At 70.6% G+C, this 20,364-nt stretch carries 18 protein-coding genes; 8 read left to right on the forward strand and 10 right to left on the reverse strand.

Annotated elements, in window-relative coordinates; all coding sequences use genetic code 11:
• Positions 1 to 31 precede the first annotated feature (31 nt).
• Together ACFZAM_RS02210 and ACFZAM_RS02215 are read left to right on the forward strand one after the other, a co-directional pair.
• The gene (locus ACFZAM_RS02210) at positions 32 to 1,204 is read left to right on the forward strand and encodes a nucleotide kinase domain-containing protein (RefSeq protein WP_391042045.1); all 1,173 of its coding nucleotides are present in this window, start codon (positions 32 to 34) and stop codon (positions 1,202 to 1,204) included.
• A gap of 64 nt (positions 1,205 to 1,268) precedes the next feature.
• A complete protein-coding gene (locus ACFZAM_RS02215; protein WP_391042047.1) occupies positions 1,269 to 1,499 on the forward strand; it encodes a hypothetical protein in 231 nt (76 codons plus the stop codon).
• A gap of 19 nt (positions 1,500 to 1,518) precedes the next feature.
• Here ACFZAM_RS02215 and ACFZAM_RS02220 read toward each other — a convergent pair whose 3' ends face one another.
• Genes ACFZAM_RS02220 through ACFZAM_RS02235 form a run of 4 tightly spaced genes read right to left on the reverse strand, consistent with a single transcriptional unit; the run spans position 1,519 to position 3,921 of the window.
• A complete protein-coding gene (locus tag ACFZAM_RS02220) occupies positions 1,519 to 2,346 on the reverse strand; it encodes a hypothetical protein (protein WP_391042049.1) in 828 nt (275 codons plus the stop codon).
• Entirely contained in the window at positions 2,343 to 3,245 is a 903-nt protein-coding gene (locus tag ACFZAM_RS02225; protein ID WP_391042051.1) for an ImmA/IrrE family metallo-endopeptidase, read from the reverse strand. Before ACFZAM_RS02225 ends, ACFZAM_RS02220 begins: the two co-directional genes overlap by 4 nt.
• Entirely contained in the window at positions 3,242 to 3,646 is a 405-nt protein-coding gene (locus ACFZAM_RS02230) for a helix-turn-helix domain-containing protein (protein WP_391042053.1), read from the reverse strand. The genes ACFZAM_RS02225 and ACFZAM_RS02230 overlap by 4 nt, the downstream gene beginning before the upstream one ends.
• The gene (locus ACFZAM_RS02235) at positions 3,643 to 3,921 is read right to left on the reverse strand and encodes an acyl carrier protein (RefSeq protein WP_391042055.1); all 279 of its coding nucleotides are present in this window, start codon (positions 3,919 to 3,921) and stop codon (positions 3,643 to 3,645) included. The genes ACFZAM_RS02230 and ACFZAM_RS02235 overlap by 4 nt, the downstream gene beginning before the upstream one ends.
• A 108-nt stretch (positions 3,922 to 4,029) precedes the next feature.
• Here ACFZAM_RS02235 and ACFZAM_RS02240 point away from each other — a divergent pair, with 108 nt between their 5' ends.
• Entirely contained in the window at positions 4,030 to 4,899 is an 870-nt protein-coding gene (locus tag ACFZAM_RS02240; RefSeq protein WP_391042056.1) for a MazG nucleotide pyrophosphohydrolase domain-containing protein, read from the forward strand.
• A gap of 441 nt (positions 4,900 to 5,340) precedes the next feature.
• Here the strand turns inward: ACFZAM_RS02240 and ACFZAM_RS02245 are convergent, their stop codons facing one another.
• Positions 5,341 to 5,868 carry an ArsR family transcriptional regulator gene (locus tag ACFZAM_RS02245; RefSeq protein ID WP_391042058.1) on the reverse strand — a complete coding sequence of 176 codons (528 nt, stop codon included), beginning with the start codon at positions 5,866 to 5,868 and terminating at the stop codon, positions 5,341 to 5,343.
• 57 nt (positions 5,869 to 5,925) lie between these two features.
• On the opposite strand from ACFZAM_RS02245, the gene ACFZAM_RS02250 reads away from it, so the two are divergent.
• A complete protein-coding gene (locus ACFZAM_RS02250; RefSeq protein WP_391042059.1) occupies positions 5,926 to 6,867 on the forward strand; it encodes a S41 family peptidase in 942 nt (313 codons plus the stop codon).
• Between the two features lie 14 nt (positions 6,868 to 6,881).
• Here the strand turns inward: ACFZAM_RS02250 and ACFZAM_RS02255 are convergent, their stop codons facing one another.
• Positions 6,882 to 8,033, reverse strand: a complete 1,152-nt coding sequence (locus ACFZAM_RS02255; RefSeq protein WP_391042061.1) for an FAD-dependent monooxygenase — start codon at positions 8,031 to 8,033, stop codon at positions 6,882 to 6,884.
• 79 nt (positions 8,034 to 8,112) lie between these two features.
• On the opposite strand from ACFZAM_RS02255, the gene ACFZAM_RS02260 reads away from it, so the two are divergent.
• Positions 8,113 to 8,793: a TetR/AcrR family transcriptional regulator C-terminal domain-containing protein gene (locus ACFZAM_RS02260; RefSeq protein ID WP_391042063.1), complete on the forward strand. Its 681-nt coding sequence runs from the start codon at positions 8,113 to 8,115 to the stop codon at positions 8,791 to 8,793.
• Positions 8,794 to 8,932: 139 nt separating this feature from the next.
• On the opposite strand, the gene ACFZAM_RS02265 is transcribed toward ACFZAM_RS02260, so the two are convergent.
• Positions 8,933 to 12,145, reverse strand: a complete 3,213-nt coding sequence (locus ACFZAM_RS02265; protein ID WP_391042065.1) for a discoidin domain-containing protein — start codon at positions 12,143 to 12,145, stop codon at positions 8,933 to 8,935.
• Positions 12,146 to 12,852: 707 nt separating this feature from the next.
• On the opposite strand from ACFZAM_RS02265, the gene ACFZAM_RS02270 reads away from it, so the two are divergent.
• Both ACFZAM_RS02270 and ACFZAM_RS02275 read left to right on the forward strand, forming a co-directional pair.
• Positions 12,853 to 13,956: a class I SAM-dependent methyltransferase gene (locus tag ACFZAM_RS02270; RefSeq protein WP_391042067.1), complete on the forward strand. Its 1,104-nt coding sequence runs from the start codon at positions 12,853 to 12,855 to the stop codon at positions 13,954 to 13,956.
• Positions 13,957 to 14,153: 197 nt separating this feature from the next.
• Positions 14,154 to 15,566 carry a serine hydrolase gene (locus tag ACFZAM_RS02275; RefSeq protein ID WP_391043482.1) on the forward strand — a complete coding sequence of 471 codons (1,413 nt, stop codon included), beginning with the start codon at positions 14,154 to 14,156 and terminating at the stop codon, positions 15,564 to 15,566.
• On the opposite strand, the gene ACFZAM_RS02280 is transcribed toward ACFZAM_RS02275, so the two are convergent.
• Complete coding sequence (locus ACFZAM_RS02280; RefSeq protein WP_391042069.1) at positions 15,451 to 17,160, reverse strand: MFS transporter; 1,710 nt, start codon at positions 17,158 to 17,160, stop codon at positions 15,451 to 15,453. The genes ACFZAM_RS02275 and ACFZAM_RS02280 overlap by 116 nt on opposite strands.
• Before the next feature lie 173 nt (positions 17,161 to 17,333).
• Positions 17,334 to 17,795 (reverse strand): MarR family winged helix-turn-helix transcriptional regulator, encoded by a 462-nt coding sequence (locus ACFZAM_RS02285; protein ID WP_355336767.1) that lies wholly within the window; start codon positions 17,793 to 17,795, stop codon positions 17,334 to 17,336.
• Positions 17,796 to 18,138: 343 nt separating this feature from the next.
• On the opposite strand from ACFZAM_RS02285, the gene ACFZAM_RS02290 reads away from it, so the two are divergent.
• Entirely contained in the window at positions 18,139 to 19,644 is a 1,506-nt protein-coding gene (locus tag ACFZAM_RS02290) for a globin domain-containing protein (protein ID WP_391043485.1), read from the forward strand.
• 30 nt (positions 19,645 to 19,674) lie between these two features.
• On the opposite strand, the gene ACFZAM_RS02295 is transcribed toward ACFZAM_RS02290, so the two are convergent.
• A complete protein-coding gene (locus tag ACFZAM_RS02295) occupies positions 19,675 to 20,178 on the reverse strand; it encodes an NUDIX hydrolase (RefSeq protein ID WP_355336765.1) in 504 nt (167 codons plus the stop codon).
• Positions 20,179 to 20,364 lie beyond the last annotated feature (186 nt).

Genomic DNA, 20,364 nt, shown 5'->3' on the forward strand with positions numbered 1-20,364 from the left:
TCCTCCCTTGGCGACAATATATAATAGATATATGGTGCAATCCATGAAGGCTGGAGTGCAGCTCGGATCCGGAGAGCGCGTAGTGTCGAAGTCTGTGGTGACCATTGCGGGGCGAGACCTACTGCCGACTCCGGTGTTTGACACCTACTGGCGGTTCGCCGCTGCCCGGCAGGCGATCTACGAGGCCCGATTGCAAGGCCAGCAGGGCCCGTGGACGACGGATCCGATCCTGTCGGAGCACAGGTTCACTAATTGCTTCCGGGCAGCCGATCGGGTCAGCCAGTACGCCATCGGCCAGGTCATCTACACCGGCGACCAGGACTGGACCGAAGTCTTCTTCCGGACTGTCTTGTTCAAGACGTTCAACCGGATTTCGACCTGGGAACTGTTGTGCTCACAGCTGGGAGAGGTGAGCTGGTCCGAGTTCAGCTTCGCGGTTTACAACAAGGTGCTCAGCGAAGCCTTCCAGGCTGGGGAGCGGCTGTATTCCGCTGCCTATGTCGTCCCGCCGCCCGCACTGGGCGAGGCCCGCAAACACAGCAACCACCTGCGGCTGATCGAGACGATGATGGCCGCTAGAGTGCCTGAGCAACTCGCGGAGGCTGCGTCGATGCGCTCAGCCTTCGAAGTCTTGCTGGACTTCCCCTCAATGGGGAACTTCCTAGCCTACCAGCATCTGATCGACCTGAACTACTCGGCCGTGCTGACGTTCAGTGAGATGGACTTCGTCGTACCCGGCCCCGGTGCCCGTGACGGCATCCGTAAGTGCTTCGGCGCTGCCTCCCGCGGCATCGAGGCCGAGATCATCCGCTACATGGCCGACCACCAGGACGAGCACTTCTCGCGACTCGGACTAGAGTTCTCCGGCCTTCGAGGCCGACCGCTCCAGCTCATCGATTGCCAGAACCTGTTCTGCGAGGTCGACAAATATGCTCGCCGAGCCCACCCGGAGATTGAGGGAATCAGCGGTCGCACCCAGATCAAGCAGTCCTACCGATCGGACCCAGGAAAGATCACTGCCTGGTTCCCTCCGAAGTGGGGATTGAACGCGCCGGACCAACAGCATCCACCGACGCCACTTCCTTCGAGCGAAGCACTTTCGGTCGCCGGGACGACTCGCGCCTCCGTGGCTCCGGTAGGTGGTAGGAAGGGCGGGCGGCGCTCTGCGCCGCGTGTTCCCGCCGGCGCGATCCCGTTGTTCTAGCAGCCAGATCGCGGGTCTTAGTACATGAAGATAGGTGCGTGAAATAATGACGGCTCAGGCCCCCGTGAGCACACAGGCAGCCCTCCAAACTGCCTCGGTCGTCGCTGACTCGTTGGAGCGTCTGGTGGCAAGGATCCGCCGAGACCTGGACTGTGACGCCGCCGAATCACCGGCGATCACCGATCCGTACTGGTCCGGCGTACTGGACGACTTGGTTGCCTTCTCCGAAGAGTGCGGGCGCGTCGTCACCGATCCCCACGTCGTCAAAGTGCTCGACGCATCTGTACATCAATAGCTCGACGCGGCAAGCTCGGTCAGGCCTGAGGACTCGGCTGAGCAGCGAGTCGCCGCACCGCGGTGACAGCGGCCTCCAACTGGACGTACCCCGCCACGACGGTCAGTTCACCGGTCCGCAGCCCTGCGGTTGTAGCCACGTAGTCCAACAGCCGCCCCAGTCCCAGGTAGTTGCCGTAAGCGCGCTGCAACAAGTACTGGCTGCGGTAGTGCGCCAGGGCATGCACGCGTCCGTCCCTGCCGAGTTGGAACGAGCAGTGGCTCAGGCAAGGGAACGCCATGGCGCGGTTCCTGTCCTGACCAGGCTCGAAGATCGCAACCGCCTTGCCGTCCACGTCCGTAAAGCCGGCGACGTCCTCGGTTGGGTCGTCGCGACCCGGGACGGCGAACGTCGTCTCGAAGCGCGCTGTCTTCGGGTTTGACGTCCTATTCTCGATCACCAGATGGTTGATGACCGCAGCCAGTTGATCGACGGGGCCGTCTGCGGTGGGATAGGCAGTGATCCGCCCGAAGTACGTGCCGAACTTGTTGCGGCGCCACCGCTTCTGCAGCACCGGGTACATCGCGGCATAGCGCTGAGCCAGGTGAGTGTGGTCCCGGCTGGACGCAGCCAACGCACGGGGAAAGATGGTGTTCGCGATGGTCTCTACACTCTGGTAATTCTGATCATCCATCAAATGGTCAACGTCGCGGCGAGTACCAGGATCCTCCCGGGTCGGTTCAGCGATGTGCACCATCATGTGCGTGGCCCGGTGGTCCGGGATGCTCAACAGCGTCCTGGCTGCCTCCAGCCACGCCTCCGTCACCGTCACAGCCGTGACGTGCGGCGCCATACTCGCGTTCGTCATCGAACCTCCGTCCTGCCATCGTCGTCCTGACTTCCCCCGGCCCACGTGGGCCAGGATTGAACGCAGCCCCGGCGACACGGGGTGGGGATAATGCCGATACTCCACCGCCCGGTCCGGATGTTGCCTGGGGCGTTGAACACCGAAGTGACGTCGACGTCCAGGGCCGTCCCAGTGGGACCCTGGGGGTCCAAACCTTTGGGGAGCTCCGGCACGGCGTCGCTGTCTCCGCCACCGATCCGCAAGCGGTCGCCGGTCTGGACGTGGATTGTCGTGCCATCGGCGGAGGGGCCCAGTTCCCACACTCGCTGAGGTACGGGCTGCCACGCCCCCGGCGCCGGCCGCCCGGATGCGGCCTGCGACCAAGCTGTGGCCTGGGCCCTACTGAGCATCTTGATGTTCTGCGCCTGGCGCAGGACCCCGGCGTACGACACGCCTAGCCACAGCGCCATCTGGTACACGTCCCGCGGCGCGGACAATGTCGTGCATCCGATCCGGAAGAGCACCCTGTTCATGGCTTTGCGCGGCATAAGGAACCAGGCGGCGAACGCCTCGGCTTCCTGTTCCTCCTTGGTCCAGGACCGCTTCCCGGTGTGCAGGTCGTTGAGGTCGTAGTCGACCTGGGAGGCATGGCCGAGGACATGGTGTCCCAGCTCGTGTGCGGCGGTATGCCGGATGGTGGCCTCAGACATCCGCGAGTTCAGCAGGGCTGCCGGTCCCGTGGCACCCGCGCCGGCGAGATAGAGGCCGAATAGGCCCGGCATCGGCCTCCCCATGATGTCGAATCCGGCCCTGTCCATCGCGGCGAAGACGTCTACCCGCTCCCGGTCGTCGACGCCGTACTTGGCGAGGGCGCGGGCCGCAGCCGTGAACGCGACCATGTGGGCCTGCTTCCAGTTCACAGGTCCCCCTTCGGCACGGACTCGGTGCCGCTGGCATCCGCGCGGGCAGACCTGCGCAATGCCATAAACGTCACGAACTCCTCAACCGCCTCGACGTCCTCTGGCTGCAAGGACATGATCCGTCGGGCCAACAGGGCCACCGAGTGCTCCCCGACATCAGCCCCGGCCTCGGGGTCCAGGAAGTAGCCGGGCGGCATCTGGAAGAGTCGTGCGATCTTGCGCAGAGCCAGACTGTCGACCCTGCGTACTCCCCGCTCCATATCGCTGATCGCGGTGCGCGGGATGCCCGTGTGCTCTGCGACGTACTGCTGGGAGAAGTTCAGATACTCCCGTGCCGTCTTGAGCCGCTCACCCAACTCCTTGGCCTCGGTGTCACGGTCGGGGTCAGCCTCAGCATTCATTGCTGTTCCTTCCTGCAGGCGTCGACGATGGCCTCAGCGAAGGTGCGTACGCTCGCCATCGACCGCGCCGTCTCGATGGTGTCGGGCAGCTGGACATCGAACCGCTCCTCGACGCGGACGAGGATCTCCTGCAGCAGAAGGGAGTCGATCGGCAGCATGTCCCCGCCAGTCGAGAGCTCGGCCATCATCGCTTCCGCGGAGATGTCCCGCTCTGCGGCGAGAAGTTCGACGATGACCTCCACAACGTCGCCGACAGTAAGATCATTGCCGCTCAAAGTCACCGACTCCTCAGATCTCTGCCCGAAAAACCTTCAACGTGTCCTACTATAGGGCATCGCCCGGTTTTCGGGCACCCGTGTCTGAAAAACCGGCAGGAGTGCGTCGTGGACTTCAACACGTACCAACAGGCAGCCCTCAAGACCGTGCAGGCGTCGCTGGAGACGGAGGAGGCGACGATGGTCGCGATCCTTGGTCTGACGGGCGAGGCGGGCGGGGTGGCCACCGCCTACAAGAAGCAGTTGCGCGACGGCCCCGCGCACCAGGCGTCGAAGGCCCTGATCCGAGAGGAGCTCGGCGATGTCCTGTGGTACCTGGCGGTGCTCGCTGACCGGTTTGGACTGGATCTGGACAACATCGCTGCGGCCAACCTCACCAAGGTCGCCGACCGGTGGCGCCCAACACCGGCCGGCGAGTTCGTGGACTTCGACGGCGACTTCCCGCCCGACGAACAACTCCCGCGGACGGGGACGATCACATTCCGCTTGGAGACCGATGCCGCCGGCCGCCAGGTGAGTCGTACATCCTTCGACGGTGCTCCGTTCGGTGACCCGCTGACTGATGCGTCCTTCATCGACGACTGGTACCGGTTCCATGATGTGTTCCATCTGGCGTACGCCGCCGTCCTGGGCTGGTCACCGGTGGTGCGGTCGCTGATGAAGCGCAAGCGGCGCAGCAACCCGGCGATTGATGAGGCCGAGGACGGCGGTCGGGCGATTGCCATCGAGGAGGGCATCTCGGCCATGGTCTTCGCCTACGCCAGCGACCACTCCAATCTGGAGGGAATCCGAGCGCTGGACCAGGGGCTCCTCACGACCGTCACTGGCATGGTCGGCCTCTTGGAGGTCAGTGTTCGGCGAGCAGCCGATTGGCAGAAGGCCATCATCACCGGTTTCGACGTCTGGCGGCGCCTCGTCGCAGACGGTGGCGGAACCGTCGAGTTCGACAGGGACCGGCAGTCGCTCACCGTCCGCTGAAGCCGAGGGCCCAGACTGCCAGGTCTGGGCCCTCTGACCGCTCGACCTTTGCAGACCAGACCGGCGCGGCGCGGGAAACTCATCGGTGCGCGATCTGAGCCTCGCATGTAGTCCTCGTGCTCGGTGGCTCAGCTGCAGACTCATCGTTCCGCCGAGGATATGGCCTCGATCTGAGACTGATCTTGGGTGACATCGCGGTGAGACAACAGTGAACCAGCAGGTCACAGAAGATCGACATGTCATCGGCGGCGAGACCCTACAGACGGTCGGCTCCGACAGGAACACCTTCGGATCGACCGGCCCATAGGCGATGTTGAACGTGTCGAGCCAGTACGACCATTCCCGTGTTCCGGCGGCGCTACTGAACCGATGGTTCACCTGCTGACGGACCCACTGCCCCGGGGCAGACGCACCGCCGGCGGACGCCGGGGGCGGGGTTGATTATGGGGTGGGCGGGGTGTGGTGGTAGAGGGCTACCAGGACGCCGTGGACGGGCTGGGATTCGGTGTTTTCGGGGGTCTCGTCGACGAGTTGGGTGAGGGTGTCGCCGAGGTGTTTCGCCTGGGCGGGGCTGAGGCGGAGGTGGCGGAGGGTCAGGTGGGGGGCGACGGGTGAGCGGTCCAGTTCGTGGGCGACGGCGGCGAACATCGCGGCGGTGCCTGCCGCTTGGGGTTCGGCGACGAGCATGCGGCGGGCCGTGCGCTGGTAGGAGTGCTCGGTGCCGCCGCGGACCTGGCGGGTCTCGGCGATGTGGACGAGCCCGGCCTCGCGGAGCACTTTGAGGTGGTGGGCCACGTTGCCCTTCTTCGCGTCGAGTTGGGCCGCGAGCCCGCTGACGGTGGCGGGCCGCTGGCCCAGGGCGAAGAGCAGCCGCTGGCGCAAGGGGTGGGAGAGCGCCGCGAACTGCTCGGGCGCGCTGATCTCCAGGACGTCCTCGGGAGGCGGCGGGTAGGTCGGCTGATCGGACATACCGAAAGTGTCTAAAGTCTTTGACGCTTTCGCAAGGACGGTGCTCTACTCCCTGCCATGACGATTCCGACGAACCTTCACCCGGCCCCTGTCATCGACGAGACGGCCCGGCTGCTCACCGAGCACTACGTCTTCCCCGAGACGGCCGAGCAGCTCGCCGCCCTGCTGCGACGGCGTCTCGCCGAGGGCGCGTACGGCGTCGACGACGCCGAGGAGCTGGCCCGGCTGGTCACCGCGGACCTCCAGTCCGTCAACGGCGACCGGCACTTGAGGCTGAAGCACCACGCCGCCCCGGTCTCCCCGGAGCAGGGGGCGGCCGGCCTGGCCGCCATGCGCCGGGACTTCGACACCTCGCTGGGCGGTGTGCCCCGGCTGGAGCTGCTCGACGGCGGCGTCGCCGTACTGACGCTTGGGCCGATGCTGTTCCCGCTGGAGTGGGCCGCGGAGCCGCTGGGCGCCGCGCTCACCCTGGCCTCCCGCGCCCAGGCGCTGATCGTGGACCTTCGCGCCAACCGGGGCGGCGACCCGGACACGGTCGCCTTCGTGTGCAGCTACCTGCTGGACGAGCGCACCCACCTCAACACCATGTACTGGCGCGGCGATGGGGGTGGCGATGAGCGCGGCGGCGAGCGCAACGGCGAGCGCGGCGAGCAGTCCTGGAGCCTGCCCCACGTCCCCGGCGCCCGCTTCGGCGGCAGCGGGCCGGTGTACGTGCTGTCCAGCGAGAGCACCTTCTCCGCGGCCGAGGAGCTGGCCTACGACCTGCAACAGCTCGGCCGCGCCGTCGTCGTCGGCGAGCGCACCCGCGGCGGCGCGCACCCGTGCAACGGCTGGACCGTACACCCGCACCTGGAGGCCACCATCCCCGTGGGCCGCGCGGTCAACCCCGTCTCCGGCACGAATTGGGAGGGCACCGGTGTGCGGCCGGACGTCCCCTGCGCCGCCGCCGACGCCCTGGACCGCGCGCACGCGCTGGCCCTCGCGCGACTGGCGGGCTGAGCCCTGCCGGGCGGTCAGGCCGGTTGGAAGAACGCGAGCATTCTCCGGCCGGCGTCGGGCGACGTCAGGATGTCGTGGACGCGGGCCGACTCGCGGGCGGCGGCGCCGGTACGGGCGAACATCTCGCGTTCGTACTCCGCGACGGCGCGGGGGATGTCCTCCGGGTGCGCGGCCAGGGCGAGGCCGAGGAGGGCGCCGTCCAGGAGGGCCATGTTGGCGCCCTCGCCGACCGGTGGCATCAGGTGGGCGGCGTCGCCGATGAGCGTGACGTCCGGTGTCGACGGCCAGGTCAGGCCGACCGGGAGGGTGGTGATCGCCCGTGGCACGACGGTGTCGTCGCAAGCCGCGATCAGGGCGGTGAACCGTGGGTGCCAGCCGGGGAGCAGGTCGATCAGACGCGCCCGGGCGGCGGCGGGGTCGTCGAAGGGGATCTTGCTGGTGGCGAACCAGTCCTCGTCGGTGTTGTAGAAGCTGAGGCCGATACGGACGCGGCCGTCGCCGTTGCGCTGTGCGGCCAGCGACAGTCCGCCGCCGAGCACCCAGTAGTTGCCGCGCCCGACCATGGCCGCGAGGTCGGGGTGCGTGCGGTCGATGTCGGGGATGCCGAGCTCGACGATGTTCTGGCCGATGTGCGCCGGGCGGGCGTCGGTGAGCAGGGGGCGGACCCGGGACTGCGCGCCGTCCGCGCCGACCAGCAGGTCGTACGTCGTACTGCCGCCGTCGGCGAAGCGCAGCTGGCCGTCGGCGGCAGAGGTGAACGCGTGGCCCCAGCGCACCGTGTCCTCGGGGAGGGAGTCCAGCAGCAGGTCGCGCAGGTCGGCGCGGTCGACCTCGGGGCGGTCGAGCGGGGCGTCCTCGGGGGTGTCCTCCTGGAGCAGCAGGGTGCCGTCCGGTTCGAGCAGGCACATGTCCTGGCCTTCGCCGCGGGCTATCGCGTGGAATCGGTCGATGAGCCCGGCCTCGCGCAGCGCCCGCTGCCCGGAGTGGATGTCGAGCATGCCGCCCTGACCGCGCGCGGCGCGTGACGCCTCGCGTTCGTACACGACGGCGTCGATGCCGTTGACGTGCAGCACGCGGGCGAGGGCCAGGCCGCCGAGGCCGGCCCCGACGATGGCGACGGTCGCGGTCGCAGTCGGGGTCGGGCTCGGGGTGGTGGTCGTTGGCATGGGTGTCCCCTTCGGTTCCTTCGATACACCGTACAAGCCGATACACTGTATCGTGACAATGCGATGTACCGTATGCGGCATGTTGGTGTGGGAGCGGCCGGAGCCGCCGAATCGACCCGTACCGGCCCCCCTGGACCGGGAGCGGATCGTCCGCGCCGCGATCGAGCTGGCCGACGCGGACGGCCTGGACGCGGTGTCGCTGCGCAAGGTCGCCACCGCGCTGGGCGTCGGACCGATGCGGCTGTACGGCTACATCGAGAGCAAGGACGAACTGCTCGACCTGATGGTCGACGCGATCCACGCCGAGATCCGGCCGGTCGGGGACACCTGGCGGGAGGTCCTGCGCTCGCTCGCCGAGACCACCCGGCAGGCCGCCCACGACCACGAGTGGCTCGCCGACCTGCTCGGCGGCCGGCCGCAGCTCGGCCCGCATGCGCTGGCCAGGGGCGAGGCCGTCGTCGCCGCGCTGGACGGGGTCCACGTGGACGCCGTCATGCCCGTGGTCACCGCGGTCGACGCCTACGTGACCGGCGCCGTCCGCCGCGAGATCGCCGCCCGCCGCGCGGAGCGGACCACCGGCCTGGACGAGAAGCGCTGGCAGGCCGCACTGGGCCCCTACCTGGAACGCACCTTCGCCACCGGCCGCTTCCCCGCCCTGTCCACCGTGATCCACGACGCCGCCCACCTCGACGCCGACCACACCTTCCGCCTCGGCCTCGACTTCCTCCTCGACGGCATCGAGGCCCACATCTCGCGGTAGGGCCGGCGCGGGCGCCGCGTCTTGAGCGCGGTCTCGAAGCTGCGGACGCAGGCGTGGTCGCCCCCGACCGCGATGCTCACCGGGGAGGCCCCGGCCCCGGCGCCCCCGCGGGAGGGCACCGGAGCCGGAACGGAACCGGCTAGGTGGCCGTCCAGACGAACGTCACCGGTGCGGACGCCGCAGCCGAGGACGTACGGGCGGTGACCGTCACCGTGTACGTACCCCGCTCAGTGGCCGCGCCCGTGAACCGCCCCGCCGAGCTGAGCGAGATCCCCGGCGGGAGACCGGTCGCCGAGAAGGCCGTGCCGCTCGGGGCCTTCTGGTCCAGCGCCCAGTCCACCGCCGTGTGCAGCGGGCTGCTCATGCCGTGCGGATTGGGCACGGCGTACGAGGCGTCGCCGCCCCCCACCCGCGCCGCCGCGGCGTTCACCTGCGTCGGCACGCTGAGCGTGCCGCTCAGCGGGAGATTCCGCGACGAGTCCCCCACCAGGATCTGGTAGCTGCCCGCCGCCGTCGTCCACCCGTTGGTGCCGGTGTTCCAGTACGCCAGGTCGTGCGTGGACACCGTGAAGGTCAGCGTCTGCGACTGGCCCGGATTGAGCGTGACCCGCTGATAGCCGCGGAGCTGGTGGACCGGCTCGCCGGTGGAGGCCGGGTCGCCCACGTAGAGCTGCGCGACCTCGGTACCCGCCCGCGTCCCGGTGTTGGTCACCGTCGCGCGCACGGTGGCGTTCCCGCCGGACAGCGCGCCGACCTGGAGCCCGGAGAAGGAGAAGGTGGTGTACGACAGGCCGAAGCCGAACGGATACAGCGGCTCGATGTTCTGCGCGTCGTACCACTTGTAGCCGACCTTCAGCCCCTCGCTGTACTGCACCGTGCCGTTGGTCCCCGGCCACTGCGCCGGGGTGTGCGCGGGCACGTCCGCGAGCGACTTCGGGAAGGTGACGGGCAGCTTGCCCGACGGGTTGACGTCACCGAAGATCAGCGCCGCCATCGCCGTGCCGATCTGCTGGCCCGGATAGAAGCCCTCGAAGACGCCCGCGACCTGGTTCAGCCACGGCATGTTGATCGCCGAGCTGTTGTTGAGCACCACGATGGTGTGCGGATTGGCCGCCGCCACCTGGGCGATCATGTCGTTCTGGTTGGTCTGGGCGTTGCCGACCGGCGGCAGGTCGAGCGTGGTGGTGTCGTGCTCCTCGTTGCCGTAGTTGTCGCTGGCGAAGACGATCGCGACATCGGAGGAGCGGGCCAGCGTGACCGCCGACGCGAGATTCGACGCGTCGTTGTACTGCACGGTGGTGCCGGTGCCCGCGACCCGGTTCTGGATGCCGGTGATCGGCCAGACCGTGCCGGAACTGGTCACCGTCGCGCTGCCGCCGCCGATGGACTGCACGCCCGCGCCGCCGTCCCAGCCGATCACCGCGATCGAGTGGGTGGTGGCGGTGGACAGCGGCAGGATGCCGTTGTTCTTGAGCAGTACGGTGCCCTCCTCCGCGCCCTGGAGCGCGGTCGCCACATGCGCCGGGGTGGTGACGACGGCGTCCCGCGAACCGCTGGGCGCCTTGTCGAAGAGACCGAAGGCGAAGAACTGCGTCAGCAGCCTGCTCACCATCGTGTCCAGCGTGGCCTGGCTGACCGTCCCGTTGGCGACCGCCTGCGCGAGGAAGTCCGCGTAGAAGTAGCCGTTCGGCATCTCCACCGTCAGACCGGCGTTGGCGGACTCGACGGTGGAGTGCGCGCCGCCCCAGTCGCTGGTGATGAAGCCGCCGAAGCCCGCCTGCTGGTAGAGCCCGACGTTCATCAGCGCCGGATTCTGGCAGGCCGGTACGGAGTTGACGACGCTGTACGCGCACATCGCCGCCGCCGGCGAGCCCTGCTGCACCGCCGCCTGGAACGCGGGCAGATACAGCTCCTGCATGGTCCGGTTGTCGACGACGACCGTCCCCGCCGGATTCTCGATGTTGTAGACGGCCACGTGCTTCATCTCGGCCATCACACCCTGGCTCTGGATGCCCCGGATGTCGGCCGCCGCCAGCCGCCCGTTGAGGTACGGGTCCTCGCTGAACGTCTCGAAGGCCCGGCCCCAGCGCGGGTCGCGCACGATGTTCAGCGTCGGGCCGAGCGCCACCTGCACACCCTTGCCCGCGAACTCCGCGCCGATCGCCGCGCCGTACTGCTGCTCCAGCGCGTCGTCCCACGTCGCCGCGGACGCGTTCGCCGACGGCATCTGCGTGACGCCGCCGAGGCCGTCACCGACACCGTGCGGCCCGTCCTGGAGGCCGATGTTCGGGATGCACAGCGACGGTACGCCGGTGATGTTGCCGATGTACGGCGTCGCGTTGTTGTTGCCGTGCAGGATCGAGACCTTCTGCGCGTTGGTCATCTGCGCCATGACCTGTTGGACGCGGGTGGCCACCGGAGCCGTGGAACCGACCCACGGGCAGTTGCCGTTGCCCCCGCTCGGCGGCGGGGAGGTCGTACTGCCACCGGGCGTCAGGATCGTGAACTCCCACAGCGAGTAGCCGTACTGCGTCGCCCGCTGCGTGCCGTACATCCGCACATAGCGGCCGGTCGCGTTGAACGACAGATTCTCGGTGCCACCGGCCCCGGTCGTCGTGGAATACGCGTTGTTCCACGTGGAACCATCGGTCGAGACCTGGATCTGATACGCCTTCGCGTACGCCGTCTCCCACGTCAACTGCGCGCCGCACAGCGTCTGCGACGAGCCGAGGTCGACCTGGACCCACTGCGGGTCGGAGGCCGCGCTGGACCAGCGGGTGCCCGCGTTGCCGTCGAAGGCGGCGGAGGCGGGGGTCCCGGCGTTCTCGGTCGAGGACGCGGTGGCGGGCCTGCCGAGCGCGGCGGTCGTGGTGCCGCAGGTCGCCGGGGGCGTACCGCCGCCGGAACCGCCGTAGACCTGGAACTCCCAGAGCGAGTAACCCCATTGGGTGGCGCGCTGGGTGCCGTACATCCGCACGTAGCGGCCGGTGCCGGTGACGCTGAGCGTCTGGATGCCGCCGGTGCCGGTGGTGGTGGAGTAGACGTCGGTCCAGGCGGTCGCGTTGTCCGAGACCTGGATCTTGAAGGCTTTGCCGTACGCCGTCTCCCAGTTGAGGACGACCTGCGTGATCGGCTGCGACGAGCCCAGGTCGACCTGGAGCCACTGCGGATCGGACGCGGCGCTGGACCAGCGGGTACCGGTGTCACCGTCCACGGCGGCGCTCGCGGCGAACGCGTCCTGGACGGATGACGCGGTCGCCGGCTTGCCCTGCGAGAGCAGGGTCGGCGTCGCCGCGTGCGAGGAGGTGGGCGCCAGGGACAGATACGCCGAGGCGATCAGCACCAGCGCCATCAGCAGGACGCCCTGCGGTGACCGTGCGAGAGGGAACCGGAAACGTTTACGGTGCGCGGAGAGCCCTCGTGGGGTGACCCTCATGTGTGCTCCTACGTGTCTACGTGTCGGATGACGGCTCGCGGAAGCCCGCGAGCACGGGCGCGAGAGGTGAGAAACCGACAACGAGGGCACGTACCGCCGTCCTTGCGGAGATCCGCGCGTGGCGAGCGCGCGGCCACGCACGTGACAAGCACGTGACAAGCACGCGGCCGGCGTGCGGCGAGGTGCGCCGCGTACGCGCGAGCCTCCGGTTGGGGGGTGGACGTCGGTGGTGCCCTGCTGCGGTGTGCGGCACCGACCCCGGTCTCGCGGCCACGATCGGCGTTCGTGCGCGGTGCGGCTGTGCGGAGGTGCGGTCGTGCGCGTGCGGTCGTACGGCGGTGCGGTCGTGCGCGTGCGGTTGGTACGGCGGTGCGGTCGTACGCGTGCGGCTGTGCGGCGGCCTGAGGGCGCTGTCCCGCCGCCTCGCCGGACGGCTGTGAGAGCGCTCTCTGGCCGACGTGATGTCTACGCCTGGCGAAAACCGCTGTCAAGGTTCCGCGCAGCCGTGACCGGACGGCGCCGCTTTCTTCAAGCGGGCCCAACGCGGGCCGGGGGCAAGGGGGTTGCGAAGTACCGCCGTGGCGGGCACGGCCGGGCGCGGCGGCGAGTGGGATCGTAAGGGGATGGACGACAACGACGACGTCGGTGGTGGCGTGAGCGGAGACGGCCGGGACGGCGACGGGAGCGGGGCGGCCGGCGGCGACGAGGGCGGGACCGGCGGCGTCGGCCGGTTCAAGGTCGAGCTGGAGGGCGTACCGGAAACGCTGCTGTGGAATCTGTACAACCGGGCCGCCGAGGCCCGGCGGCCGGGGGCGCGGCTGCTGGACGACCCGCTCGCGGTGGAGCTGGTGGACCGTATCGACTACCCCTTCGAGCGGTTCGGCGGCTCGGGCATGGCGCAGTGGCACGCGCTGCGGGTGCGGTGCCTGGACGAGGAGGTACGGCGGTTCGTCGCCGAACACCCCGACGGCACGGTGGTGGCGCTCGGCGAGGGCCTCGAAACGCAGTTCTGGCGGGTGGACAACGGCCGGGTGCGCTGGCTGACGGTGGATCTGCCGGAGACGGTCGAGGTCCGAGACGTTCTGCTTCCGGACGATCCGCCACGGCGCCGTTCGCTGGCCCGCTCGGCGCTGGACCTGGGCTGGATGGACGAGGTCGACGACTCCGAGGGCGTACTGGTCACCGCCCAGGGCCTGTTGATGTATCTGCCGCCGTCCGACGTGAAACGCCTGATCGCCGCATGCGCGGAACGTTTCCCCGGCGGCTGGATGCTCTTCGACGCCCTCCCCCGGGGGATGGTCGCCCGCAGCCAGGCCCAGGCCGACGACCGGGCCCGGGCGGACGCCCAGGCGCGGGCCGAGGCGCGCAGGGACGCGGACGCGGGCGGGACAGGGCCGGAGGCGGGGACGGAGGTGAGCCCGGACGCGGGGCCGGACGTGGGTACGGAGGCGGGGCCGGACGTGGGTACGGAGGCGGGCGGGAGCGCGGCGCGCCCCGGCTATCGCGCGCCGCGCTGGCTGTGGGGCATGGACGGCAAGGAGTACCGCAAGGTCGCGACCGCCTCGCCGCGCATCGCCGAGGTCCGCAGCCTGCGCCTGCCGCGCGGTCGCGGCCCGTACGCCATCGCGCCCGTCTCGCATCTGATCCCGCTGCTGCGCGGGATGCGGATGTCAATTGTGTCGCTCCGCTTCGGCACCGCCGATTACCGTAACGGCGACCGTCCGTAGGGGGAGTCCAGGTCGGCCGGGCGCACGGATCCGGCCACCAGGGCCGCCCCGGACCCCGTACCGAGACAAGAGGCGCGCGCCGAGTGACGACCGATTCCCAGCACCCACCGCAGTCCCCCGACCGGCCCCGGCCCGCGGCCCCCGCCCCGTACGCGCTGCCGACGCCCGGCCCCGCGCCCGCCGCGCCGGACGGCGAACTGCTGCCCGCCACCCGCCGCGCCCTGCTGCGCCGGATCGCGGTCGGCCAGGCCGAGGGCCGTACGCCGTCGATCGTCGGCGCGGTCGTACGGGACGGGCGGATGGTCTGGTTCGGCTCGCGCAGCATGATCGAGGGGCACGCGCCGGACGCCGACACGCAGTACCGGATCGGCTCGATCACGAAGACGTTCACGGCGGTGCTGGTGATGCGGCTGCGTGACGAGGGGCTGCTGGAGCTGACCGATCCGCTGGCGCGGCACCTGCCGGACCTGCCGGACGACGCGGAGGACGTGGCCGGTCTGACGATCGGCCAACTCGTCACCCACACCTCCGGCCTGGCCTCCGAGACGCCGGGCCCCTGGTGGGAGCGGACCCCCGGCGACCTGCGGCCGGAACTGGCCGACATCCTCGGCCCGGCCCCCGTCAAACACCCGGCCGGACGGCGCTACCACTACTCCAACCCCGGATTCGCGCTGCTCGGCGCCCTGGTGGAGGCCAAACGCGGCGTGCCGTGGGCCGAGGCCCTGAAGGCCGAGGTGCTCGACCCGCTGGGCATGCCGCGTACGACGGCGCTGCCGCAGGCCCCGGCCGCCGGGGGCTTCGCCGTCCACCCGTGGGCGGACGTGATGCGGCCCGAGGTCGTACAGGACACCGGACTGATGGCGCCCGCGGGCCAACTGTGGTCGACGGCCGAGGACCTGGCGCGCTGGGCGGGCTTCCTCGCGGCCGGGCACCCGGACGTGCTGGCCGCGGCGACACTGGCCGAGATGCGCGCGCCCGCCGCGCCGCCGGACGCGGCCGACCCCGACTCGGGTTACGGCCTCGGGCTCCAGCTCACCCGTCGCGGCGACCGCCCGCTCGCCGGTCATACGGGCTCGATGCCGGGCTTCCTGGCCACCGTGTGGGTGAGCGTCGCGGACGGCGTGGGCGCGCTCGCGATGGCCAACTCCACCTCGGGGCCCGCGATCGGCACCATCGCCGCCGACCTGCTGGCGATCACCGCCGACGCCGAGCCCGGCCTGCCCGCGCCCTGGCGGCCCGCCGACGCGCTCGACCCGGCGCTGCTCGACCTGGCGGGCCCCTGGTACTGGGGCACGTCCGGCTACAGCCTGCGCGTCCACGCCTCCGGCGACCTCGCGCTCGCGCCGCTGACCGGCCAGGGCCGCGGCGCGCGCTTCCGCGCGGAATCCGACGGCACCTGGACCGGCCTGGAGGGGTACTACGCGGGCGAGACGCTGCGGCCGGTGCGGCGCGCCGACGGCTCGGTCGGCCATCTCGACCTGGGGTCCTTCGTGTTCACACGCGTGCCGTACGACCCTTCGGCGCCGCTGCCGGGCGGACCTGGCCCTGGTCCTGGTCCTGGCTCCGGTTCCGGTTCCGGTTCCGGGCAGGGGAACTGGCCGGTGCGCTGAGGCCGTTGGCCTCGGGAGTGCGGTCGGCGCCGTCCTGAGCGCTGTCCTGAGCGCTGTCCTGAGCGCTGTCCTGAGCGCCGTTCCGCGTGCTGTCCTTCGAGCCGTGCGAGGACGGGGGCCTGAGTAGGACGGCGGCGACCGCGGCGCCGAGGGCCAGCAGTCCGGCGGCGACCACGAAGGCCAGGTGGTAGCCGCTGGTCAGGGCGGCCGGTACGGAGTGGCCCGCGGCGAGCTTCCGGTCGGTGCGGGCGGCGGCCAGGGCGGCGAGTACGGAGAGGCCGAGCGCGCCGCCGATCTGCTGGGCGGTGTTGAAGACGCCGGACAGCAGCCCGGAGTCTGCGGGGGTCGCCTCCGACATGCCCAGCGTCATCAGGGAGGGCATGGCCAGGCCGAAGCCGACGCCGAAGACCAGGATCGCCGGGAGGATGTCGGCGGGGTACGAGGCGTGCGCGGAGGGGGCCCTCGCCAGGATGAGGAAGCCGCCCGCGAAGAGCAGCAGGCTGGGCAGCAGGACGGCGCGCTGGCCGAAGCGGGCGCCGAGCCGGGCGGACAGCAGCAGGGACATCACGCCGATCATCGCGCCGGTCGGCGCCAGCGCGAGCCCGATCCGCACCGGGCCGTAGCCGAGCACCTGCTGGAGGTAGAGGCTGGTCATGAACTGGAAGCCGAAGCCGCCCGCGACCATCAGCGCCAGCACCACGTTCGCGCCCGAGACGATCCGGGAGCGGAAGATCCGCAACGGCATCAACGGCTCGGCCGCCTTGGTCTGACGGATCAGGAACCCGGCCAGCAACAGGGCGGACAGCGCCGCCAGTCCTGCGGTGGCGGGGGACGTCCAGCCCCGGTCGGTGGTCCCGACAATGGTGTAGACGCCCAGCATCAGCGCGGCGGTCACCAGGACGGCACCCGGCGCGTCGACCCCGGGACGCGCGCTCCCGGCGCGGGGCTCGCGGGGCTCGCGGGGCTCACCATTGGGCTCGTGGGGCGTGCGGGGCTCGCGTACGGCGGCCGGGCGGTCGTCGGGCAGCAGGCGCAGGCTGAGCAGGGCGGCGGCCGAGCCGATGGGGAGGTTGACGAAGAAGATCCAGTGCCAGTTGATGGCCTGGGTGAGGATGCCGCCCACGAGCAGGCCGAGGACGCCGCCCGCGGACTGCACGAAGCTGTAGACGCCCATGGCGCGGGCCCGGCCGCGGGCGTCGGGGTAGAGCGCGATGACCATGCCGAGGCTGACGGCCGAGACCATCGCACCGGCCGCGCCCTGGACGAAGCGGGCCGCGATCAGCAGCCCCGCGGAGTCCGCGAACCCGCACAGCAGCGAGGCGACGGTGAACGCCGCCAGGCCGGTGACCAGGATTCTGCGGCGGCCGAACAGGTCGCCGAGGCGGCCGGCGATCAGCAGCAGCCCGGCGAAGGCGATGAGGTAGGCGTTGACCACCCAGGCGAGGCTCGACTGCGAAAAGCCCAGGTCACGGCGGATGGACGGCAGCGCCACATTCACGATCGTGCCGTCGAGGATGATCATCAGGGTGCCCGCGCTGAGCACCGCGAGAGCCGCGCCGCGCGACGATCCGGCGGCATGGGGACGGAGTGGCATGAGGTCGCCTCCTGGCGAAAGGGATACCAGGAGTGACCGTAGCAGATGGTTTTGTTGAAGACTATCTCTTACGGGCTTACCTTGCGGGTGCGTGCCCGGCGGTGGAGCGGTGCGGTGCGGTGCGGTGCGGTGCGGTGCGGTGCGGGGTCGGGGGCGGACCGCGGCGGGGCGGGCTACTTGCGGGACTGGCGCGGGCGGCGCACTCCCTGGCCGCCGTCCGGTGCGCCCGCGGGGGTCGCGAGGTGGCCGTTGACCAGCCGGTTCAGCGCGGAGACAAAGGCGGTGCGCTCGCTCTCCGGCAGCGCGCCGAGCACGTCCTCGTGCACGTGGTCGACGATCTCCTGGCCCTCGGCCACGACCTTCTCGCCCGCCGGGGTCACCTTGATGATCCGCGCGCGCCGGTCGGTCGCCGACGGCACTCGCTCGGCCAGCCCCGCCCGCTCCAACTGGTCGACGGTGACGACCATCGTGGTCTTGTCCAGGTCGGACAGCTCGGCGAGCTGCGCCTGGGTCCGCTCGGCCTCCAGCGCGTGCGCCAGCACGCAGTGGGCGCGCGGCGACATGCCGATCTCCGCGAGCGCCGCCGACATCTGGGTGGCCAGTACGTGGGCGGTGTGCTGGAGCAGGTACGACATGTCGGCGGTCCGCGCCGACAGGGGGACGTGCGCTGCGGTGGTCACGGCCTCTGCGGTCGCTGCTGTCTCTGCGGTCATGCGTCGAGACTAGCAAAATAGGTCCGCTACGGGACGATCTCGTAGCGGACCTATCGGGGACGGCGGGACGGGACCCCGTGGAGACCTGGAGACCTGGAGACACGGACTCCGGGGACGGCGCGGCGGATAGTACGCGAAACCGTTTCTCCAGTGGTGACGCTTCGCGCTATTCGTCCGGTGCCCTCACGCAGCGTGGCACGCTCACACGGCACCGCAGGCGAGCTGAGCGAAGGATCGACCACCGGGAGTTCGGGGCCACGTGATCATGGATGCCAAGACCACCGACCCGGCCTCACCGGCGTCTCCGCAGCCCAGGGGGCGGCGCCGCAAGATCGCCCAGCCCCGGCAGGAGCCCGCCGCACCCGTGACGCGGCCCGCCGCCGCGCAGCGGCAGGAGCCGGGACCAGCGCCGGAACCCGAGCCGGAGCCGCGCGCTTCGGCGCCGACCGAGCCGTCCGCGTACACACCGGCGTCGATACCGGCGTCGGCGTTCACGGCCGCATCCGCATCCGCACCGGCACCGGCACCGGCACCCGCACCGGTACCAACACCCGCACCGGCACCCGCGTTCGTACCGCCTCCCGTACCGCGGATGCCCGGACCCGAGACGCCCGCCTCCCCGATGGCCTCCCCGGCCGGGTCCCCGTCGCCCGACGCGCTCCTCATCCGCCGCACCATGGCGGAGATCGGGCCGGTCGCGGACCGGACGGTCTCGTACTTCTACGCGCTGCTCTTCATCCACCACCCCGAGCTGCGCGACCTGTTCCCCGCCGCGATGGACGCGCAGCGCGACCGGCTGGTCAAGGCGCTGCTGACGGCGGCCGAGCACATCGACGACCCGGCGGCGCTCGGCGACTACCTGTCGCACCTGGGCCGGGGGCACCGCAAGTACGGCACCCGCGCCGAGCACTACCCGGCGGTCGGCGAGGCGCTGCTCGGCGCGCTCGCCCGGTACGCGTCGGCGGTGTGGGGCCCGGAGACCGAGGCGGCGTGGGTCCGCGCGTACGCCGCGATCTCGCAGACGATGATCGACGCGGCGGCCGAGGACGAACGGCACGCGCCGCCCTGGTGGCAGGCCGAGATCGTCAGCCACGAGCTGCGGACCCCCGACGTCGCGGTGGTCACCGTACGGCCCGACCAGCCGTACGCCTTCCTCGCCGGGCAGTACACGATGGTGGAGACCCCGTGGTGGCCGCGGATCTGGCGGAACTACTCCTTCGCCGCCGCGCCCCGCGACGACGGCCTGCTGACCTTCCACATCCGCGCGGTCCCGGCGGGCTGGGTCAGCAACGCGCTGGTCGGCAGGGCCCGCCCCGGTGACGTCGTACGGCTCGGGCCGCCCTCCGGTTCGATGGTGGCCGACCACGCCTCGGACGACGGCATGCTCTGCCTCGGCGGCGGCACCGGCATAGCGCCGATCAAGGCGCTGGTGGAGGACGTCGCCCGGCACGGGCGGCGGCGCCCGGTCGAGGTCTTCTACGGCGCCCGCCGCACCAGTGACCTCTACGACCTCGACACGATGCTGCGCATGCAGCGCGAGCACTCCTGGCTGTCGGTCCGCACCGTCGTCGCCGACACCCCCAGCGACGCGCTGTCCGGGCCGCTGCCGGACGCCGTACGCGCGCACGGGCCGTGGGAGGCGTACGACGCGTATCTGTCGGGGCCGCCGGGGATGATCCGCAGCAGTGTGGACACGCTGGTGCGGATCGGGATGCCGTCGCACCGGATACGGCACGACCTCGTGCAGGAACTGGTCGCCGCGGGGGACTGACGCGACCGGCCGCCGGTCCCCTCACGGATGTCAGCCGAGGTCGGGGCCGAGCAGGCCCAGCACCCCTTCGATGTTCGCGTCCAGGTAGTGCCGCAGGGTCAGCGGCACGATGTCGACCGAGGCCAGGCCCATGCGGCTGAAGGGCACGCGCACGATCTCGTACTCCCCGCAGGGCTCGTCGATCTCCGGGCCGTGCCGCTGGTCGAGGTCCATCGACTCCAGGCGGCAGGCGAAGAAGTACTGCACCTTCACGCCGTGCGAGCCGTCGTCCGCGATGTGCTCGACGGTGTCGACGAAGGCGGGCACCACATCGGTGACCTTGGCGCCCAGCTCCTCGTCGACCTCGCGGTGCATGGCCGCGACCACGCTCGCGTCGTCGTCCTCGACCCCGCCGCCCGGCGTGAGCCAGTACGGGGCGAGGCCGGGCTTGGTGCGCTTGATCAGTACGAGCCGGTCGCCGTCGAGAACGATGGCGCGGGCCGTACGCTTCACCACCGGCCGGGTGGTGGGGCCGTCATGCGTGTCCGGGGGCATGGTGGACATCTGCCGCAGTGCGCGCGGCGGCAAACTTGCCGCACCGCACAATTCCCGGCGCCGCCCCGGCGAATCGGAGCGCACCCCTCCGCCGCCGTGCCACCGCCGTGCCGCCGTGCGCCCGCGCGCCCTCACCCGTACGAAGACGCGCCTGAGCGCGCGGATGACCACGCGCTCACCCGTACG

It is taken from the genome of Streptomyces sp. NPDC008079, assembly GCF_042957385.1.
In the GTDB taxonomy this organism is placed as follows: Bacteria; Actinomycetota; Actinomycetes; order Streptomycetales; family Streptomycetaceae; genus Actinacidiphila.

What these genes read in the sequence shown, in the direction of transcription:
- ACFZAM_RS02210 (WP_391042045.1), top strand. Translation starts at nt 32, where the DNA reads ATGGTGCAATCCATGAAGGCTGGAGTGCAGCTCGGATCCGGAGAGCGC.
- ACFZAM_RS02220 (WP_391042049.1), bottom strand. Translation starts at nt 2,346, where the DNA reads ATGACGAACGCGAGTATGGCGCCGCACGTCACGGCTGTGACGGTGACG.
- ACFZAM_RS02230 (WP_391042053.1), bottom strand. Translation starts at nt 3,646, where the DNA reads ATGAATGCTGAGGCTGACCCCGACCGTGACACCGAGGCCAAGGAGTTG.
- ACFZAM_RS02245 (WP_391042058.1), bottom strand. Translation starts at nt 5,868, where the DNA reads ATGTCCGATCAGCCGACCTACCCGCCGCCTCCCGAGGACGTCCTGGAG.
- ACFZAM_RS02250 (WP_391042059.1), top strand. Translation starts at nt 5,926, where the DNA reads ATGACGATTCCGACGAACCTTCACCCGGCCCCTGTCATCGACGAGACG.
- ACFZAM_RS02255 (WP_391042061.1), bottom strand. Translation starts at nt 8,033, where the DNA reads ATGCCAACGACCACCACCCCGAGCCCGACCCCGACTGCGACCGCGACC.
- ACFZAM_RS02260 (WP_391042063.1), top strand. Translation starts at nt 8,113, where the DNA reads ATGTTGGTGTGGGAGCGGCCGGAGCCGCCGAATCGACCCGTACCGGCC.
- ACFZAM_RS02265 (WP_391042065.1), bottom strand. Translation starts at nt 12,145, where the DNA reads ATGGCGCTGGTGCTGATCGCCTCGGCGTATCTGTCCCTGGCGCCCACC.
- ACFZAM_RS02270 (WP_391042067.1), top strand. Translation starts at nt 12,853, where the DNA reads ATGGACGACAACGACGACGTCGGTGGTGGCGTGAGCGGAGACGGCCGG.
- ACFZAM_RS02280 (WP_391042069.1), bottom strand. Translation starts at nt 17,160, where the DNA reads ATGCCACTCCGTCCCCATGCCGCCGGATCGTCGCGCGGCGCGGCTCTC.
- ACFZAM_RS02285 (WP_355336767.1), bottom strand. Translation starts at nt 17,795, where the DNA reads ATGTCGTACCTGCTCCAGCACACCGCCCACGTACTGGCCACCCAGATG.
- ACFZAM_RS02290 (WP_391043485.1), top strand. Translation starts at nt 18,139, where the DNA reads ATGGATGCCAAGACCACCGACCCGGCCTCACCGGCGTCTCCGCAGCCC.
- ACFZAM_RS02295 (WP_355336765.1), bottom strand. Translation starts at nt 20,178, where the DNA reads ATGCCCCCGGACACGCATGACGGCCCCACCACCCGGCCGGTGGTGAAG.